This is a genomic window from Mesorhizobium sp. M7A.F.Ca.US.006.04.2.1 (assembly GCF_004022915.1).
Classification (GTDB): Bacteria; Pseudomonadota; Alphaproteobacteria; order Rhizobiales; family Rhizobiaceae; genus Mesorhizobium; species Mesorhizobium ciceri.
In genome coordinates, this window is record NZ_RZQA01000490.1 from 1 (window position 1) to 4933 (window position 4933).

A 4933-nucleotide genomic window follows, 5' to 3' on the forward strand; every position below is an offset into this window, starting at 1 on the left:
ACCTACGCCAAGGCCCGGCTTGTCGAGGCAGCACGATGAACGAGCCAGCTCCGGCCTTGCCGATCCCGCCTGGATCCAGCTTTGCGCTGATGACCTCCCCGGATACGGAAAGACACGCGACAGCCGGCGTGCATAAACCCGTCGTCATTCTACCGCTCGGCGCTGTCGAGCAACATGGCCCGCATCTGCCGCTCGGCGTCGATTGCTGGCTTGCGGAAGCGGTTGCGCTCGCCGCGGCGGAAGGACAGGCCTCCATCCGTGTCGCCGAACCTTTCGCCTATGGCTCGTCCGAGCATCATCGCTCCTTCTCCGGCACCATGAGCCTCAGCCCGCAGATCTTCATCGCCGTTCTCGTCGATCTCTGCACCTGCCTTGCCGAAGACGGCTTCCTGCCGGTCATGCTGAACGGCCATGGCGGAAACCGCGCCGCCATCCAGGTGGCGATCACCACCCTTGGCAAGCGTGGCATCGTCACCGCGGGTTTCTCGTATTTCGATCTCATCGCCGACGTGGCGGCGCAGGCCCTGCCCGATGCCGCCACAGGCACCGGTCACGCTTGCGCGCTTGAAACGTCGTTGATGATGCATGTGCTTGGCGACAGCGTTCGCCGCGATCTCATCCCGCCAGGCGGCACTCCGCCATCCTGGCCGGATCCTCACCTTTACGCCGCGCCGGCCGTCACCGTCTGGCGCCGTTTCGAAGCCATCCGCGACAACGGCGTCATCGGCACGCCATCGCAGGCAAGCGCGGAGGCCGGCAGCAGACTTTTCATCGCAGCCGTGGAACGCAGCCGCGCCGCCATTTTGAACATCCAATCCGAATTCGGCCAAAGGAACGCATGATGACAGTCCATTTCAAATCTTCTCTCGAAGGCCCCAACCTGCGTGGCATGGCGATCGTCTCGGAGCCGGAAGCAGCCGCCCGCATCGGCATCAACCGCATCGGCGGCGAGTGGATTGCCGGCAGCTCGGGCAAATTCCTGAAAATCGATAGTCCTTCGACGGGCGAGCATCTCGGCTATCTCTCCCTTTCCACCCGCGCCGATGTCGGTCGCGCGGTGAAAGCCGCCGAAGGCGCACGCGAGACCATGCGCAAGATGGGAACCTTCGCACGCGCTCAATTGTGCATGCGCATCGCCGACGCGATCGACAGGCGCGCCGAAGAGCTTGCCCACCTGCTCTGCCTGGAACAGGGTAAGCCCTTCCACAGCGAGGCAAAGGCCGAAGCATCGGCGGCAGCTCTCGGTTTCCGCAATGCGGCAGAGCAGATGAAGTGGCTGGAGACGGCGGCGTTTCCCCTGGCCGATGCCAACAAGCGCGCCTTCAGCTTCCTGCAGCCGAAGGGCATCTTTGCCATCATCACGCCGTGGAATTTCCCGCTCGCCCTGCCCTGCCTCTACTATCTCGGACCGGCCGTCGCAACGGGCAACACCGTTGTCTGGGTGCCGGCGCCGACGACATCGCTGATTGCCACGGCACTTGTCGAATGCTTCATCGAGGCGGGCTTGCCGGACGGCGCCATCAATCTCGTTCTGGGAGATGGTGCGGAGGTGGGCGACGAGGCCGTCGTTCATCCGGGCACCCATGCCATCGGCTTCACCGGCAGTTCCGCCACCGGCGCGTTGATCGCCCGGCGTGGCGCGGGCAAGCCGCTTCTGCTCGAAATGGGCGGCAACGGTCCGACCATCGTGCTAGCCGATGCCGATATCGACATGGCCGCCGCCCAGGTGGGGGCCGGCTGCTTTGCCAATGCCGGGCAGATCTGCACGGCCACCGAACGTGTGCTGGTGCATAAATCCATCCATGACCAGTTTATCGAAGGTCTGGTGAAAGCGGCCGCGAAGGTGAAAATGGGCGACCCTTTCGATCCCGCGACGACGATGGGGCCGATCAACAATGCGGTCGCCGTCGACAAGGTGCTCAGCCACATTGCGGACGCCCGCGCTCGTGGCGCCGAGATCGTCACCGGCGGCAATGTGGCGTCGGGTTTTGCTACCAATCTCTATTTCGAGCCGTCGATCGTCACAGGACTGACCCGGGAAAGCCTGCTCAACGTCGAGGAATCCTTCGGGCCGGTTGCACCCGTCCTGACCTTCGAGACCGACGAGGAGGCGATGGAACTTGCGGCGTCCAGCCCCTACGGCCTGTCGGCCGCGGTCTTCACCAGCACCATCAAGAACGCCTTTGCCTTTGCTGAAAGCCTGAGGGTCGGTATCGTCAACATCAACGAGATGAGCTGCTATTGGGAGCCGCATATTCCTGCCGGCGGCGCCGCCGGGACGCAGAGCGGCCTCGGCCGCACCGGGGGTCGGCACACGCTGATGGAAATGTGCGACCTGAAGACGATTACCGTGGACGTCACTCGCTGACATTCAAGGCCCGCGCCTTTTGCGCGGGCCTCCCGTGCGACCGTATGCCGTTCGGCAGCGAGCTGTCAGATGGACCGGCGCAGGCTGTCGGCCATTTTCTCGCCAATCATGATCGAGGTCAGGTTGGTGTTTGCCTGGCAATCGAGCGGCATGATCGACGCATCGATAACCCGCAGCCCTTCAAAACCGTAGACCCGGCATTCCGGATCGACCACGGCCTCACCGGGCCTACCCATGCAACAGCCGCCGATCCCATGCTGCGCATCGGAAGACTGCGCCAGCAGGAAATTGTCGACCTCCTCGTCGCTTGCCGTTTCGAGCCATGACAAAGGCAGATCGGAATCCCCCAGCAGGACGCGCTCGGCGATCGCCTGGATCGGCGCCTGCCGGGCAATCTCGCCAAGGTGGCGATAGGCGATACGCATGCGCTGAAGATCCATTGGATCGTCCAGCATGTTCTCTTCCACGATCGGCTGGTCGAAGGGATTGGCGGAACGCAACTGCACGGTGCCCCGGCTCTTGGCCTCCATCAGGATCAGATTGACCATGGCCTCGCCGAACTGGGCGCTGTCGGACTCCACGCCGATACCGCCATGGTTCATGGCGACGTAGAGGATGTCGTCGCGCTCGGCACCCGGCACACCGGAACTCATCCGCACACAGCAGTTGGTATGCCGCGCGTCGACATCGGTCGCCTTGAATTCCGGCTTCAGCTTCAGTTCGATGCGGCAATAAGGATGGTCGAAGAAACCTTCGCCGACCGGCAGATCGGCAAGCACCTCGATGTCCTTTCGATTCAAGAGAGCCGCCGGACCGATGCCCGAGCGCTGCAGGATGACTGGAGAGTGGATGGCGCCGGCCGAGACGATGACCAGCGGCGCCTCGAATTTGCGAACCTGACCGGCCACGATGGCCAAAACGCCGATCGCTTTCTTGCCATCGAAAAGCACCTTGTCCACCGTCGCCTGCCCGATGATGGTGAGGTTCGGCCGGTCGCGGGCAGCTTCCAGATAGCCGTCATTGACCGACACGCGCTTGCCGGCTCGACTGTTGATGGGATAGGTGCAAGCCCCTTCGGCATCCGGAGCATTGAGATCGTCATGCCAGGGATGGCCGAGGGCCATCGCGCTTTGGCGCATGGCCTTGTCGACGCTTCCCCAGCTTTCGACAGGCGCGCGGTAGATCGGAATCGGGCCATCGCTGCCGTGAAAATTAGCCGCGATCGGGTCATCCTCCAGCCGGCAGAAGAAGGGCAGCACGTCGGCTCCCGACCAGCCCTTGCATCCGATTTCCTCCCAGCGGTCGAAGGCATGGAGCACGCCGCGAATGGCAATCTGCCCATTGACGGCCGTCGAACCGCCAAGCCCCTTGCCGCGCCAGTAGACCCGGTGTTCCTGCCGCTTGGTGCGGCGAGCCATCAGGTCGGGGTACATATACTGTTGCTGAAAATGATCGGGAAGCAGCAGGTTGAAGGGATTTGGACTCGCCATCTCGGCAGGTTGCTCGCCGCTCCGGAAGTCCGGCCCCGCTTCCAGCAAAAGCACGTTCGTGCCCGCATCTTCGGTGAGCCGGGCGGCAAGGACAGCCCCGGCTGCGCCGGCTCCGACAACGATGACATCAAAGGGCATGCCGCACTCCCTACATCCGACCAATGCACGGCTCACTCGACCGCGACATCATCTTTGATTTCATTGTGCACGATCATCTGCTGGCATTCAGGCTCGGCGACGGACGCCGGAACCGACCACCTTAGCCGCCGTTGCACGACAGCAAGATCATCATGATTTGTTTTATATGTAAATATGATTTCGTATATGAACCCCTCGGAAGTATCTCTTTTCACCATCTACTCCATACGGCGCGACGAACCCCGGTGCTTTCCGTCCCCCCTGCCGGCGGTTCTCACACCGTCATCGTCCATCGCCTTTTGATGTCGATCGGCCCTCGATAAAAGCGGTGTTCGACGCGCTGCCCTTCCACGTCGCCCCCAGGGAACAACTGCTTCCATGGAAAGTTAGTCCATGGCTACACCGCCGGTGAGCTTTCACGACGATCCAAGGGAGACAAATCATGGCGACTGCAAAAAGAGCGACGACCAAGGGACTGGAGGCTTTGTTCCTCGATGGGCTGAAGGACATCTACTACGCTGAAAAGAAGATACTCAAGGCCTTGCCGAAGATGGCAAAGGGCGCCGAATCCGAGGAGGTGGCTGCGGCCTTCGAGAAACATCGCATGGAAACCGAAGGCCAGGTTGATCGGCTCGAGCAAGTGTTCGAACTTATGGACAAACCGGCTCGCGGCAAAACCTGTCCGGCGATCGACGGCATTCTTGAGGAAGGGTCGGAAATTCTCGACGAATACAAGGGCGACCCAGCCCTGGATGCTGGGCTGGTCGGCGCGGCACAGGCCGTCGAACATTATGAAATCGCGCGCTACGGCACGTTGGTCGCGTGGGCTGAACAGCTTGGCAAGAGCGACGTCGTCAAGCTCCTCAACGAGACATTGAAAGAGGAGGTCGCGACGGACGAAGCGCTTTCCGGGCTGGGCGAAGGCGGTGTCAATGAG

4 protein-coding genes are annotated in these 4933 nt (G+C 62.1%); 3 read left to right on the forward strand and 1 reads right to left on the reverse strand.

Annotated features, from left to right (window positions below; all coding sequences use genetic code 11):
• The first annotated feature begins 35 nt into the window (after nt 1-35).
• Both EN925_RS23370 and EN925_RS23375 read left to right on the forward strand, forming a co-directional pair.
• Nucleotides 36-842 (forward strand): creatininase family protein, encoded by an 807-nt coding sequence (locus EN925_RS23370; RefSeq protein WP_013530431.1) that lies wholly within the window; start codon nt 36-38, stop codon nt 840-842.
• Nucleotides 839-2368 (forward strand): aldehyde dehydrogenase family protein, encoded by a 1530-nt coding sequence (locus tag EN925_RS23375; RefSeq protein WP_244506846.1) that lies wholly within the window; start codon nt 839-841, stop codon nt 2366-2368. Before EN925_RS23370 ends, EN925_RS23375 begins: the two co-directional genes overlap by 4 nt.
• A 65-nt stretch (nt 2369-2433) precedes the next feature.
• Here EN925_RS23375 and EN925_RS23380 read toward each other — a convergent pair whose 3' ends face one another.
• The gene (locus tag EN925_RS23380) at nt 2434-3996 is read right to left on the reverse strand and encodes a GMC family oxidoreductase N-terminal domain-containing protein (RefSeq protein ID WP_127384591.1); all 1563 of its coding nucleotides are present in this window, start codon (nt 3994-3996) and stop codon (nt 2434-2436) included.
• Nucleotides 3997-4438: 442 nt separating this feature from the next.
• On the opposite strand from EN925_RS23380, the gene EN925_RS23385 reads away from it, so the two are divergent.
• On the forward strand, nt 4439-4933 hold a 495-nt coding region (locus EN925_RS23385; protein ID WP_164894346.1), incomplete at its 3' end, for a ferritin-like domain-containing protein.

Coding starts and splice junctions, on each gene's coding strand:
- EN925_RS23370 (WP_013530431.1), top strand. CDS start 36: ATGAACGAGCCAGCTCCGGCCTTGCCGATCCCGCCTGGATCCAGCTTT.
- EN925_RS23375 (WP_244506846.1), top strand. CDS start 839: ATGATGACAGTCCATTTCAAATCTTCTCTCGAAGGCCCCAACCTGCGT.
- EN925_RS23380 (WP_127384591.1), bottom strand. CDS start 3,996: ATGCCCTTTGATGTCATCGTTGTCGGAGCCGGCGCAGCCGGGGCTGTC.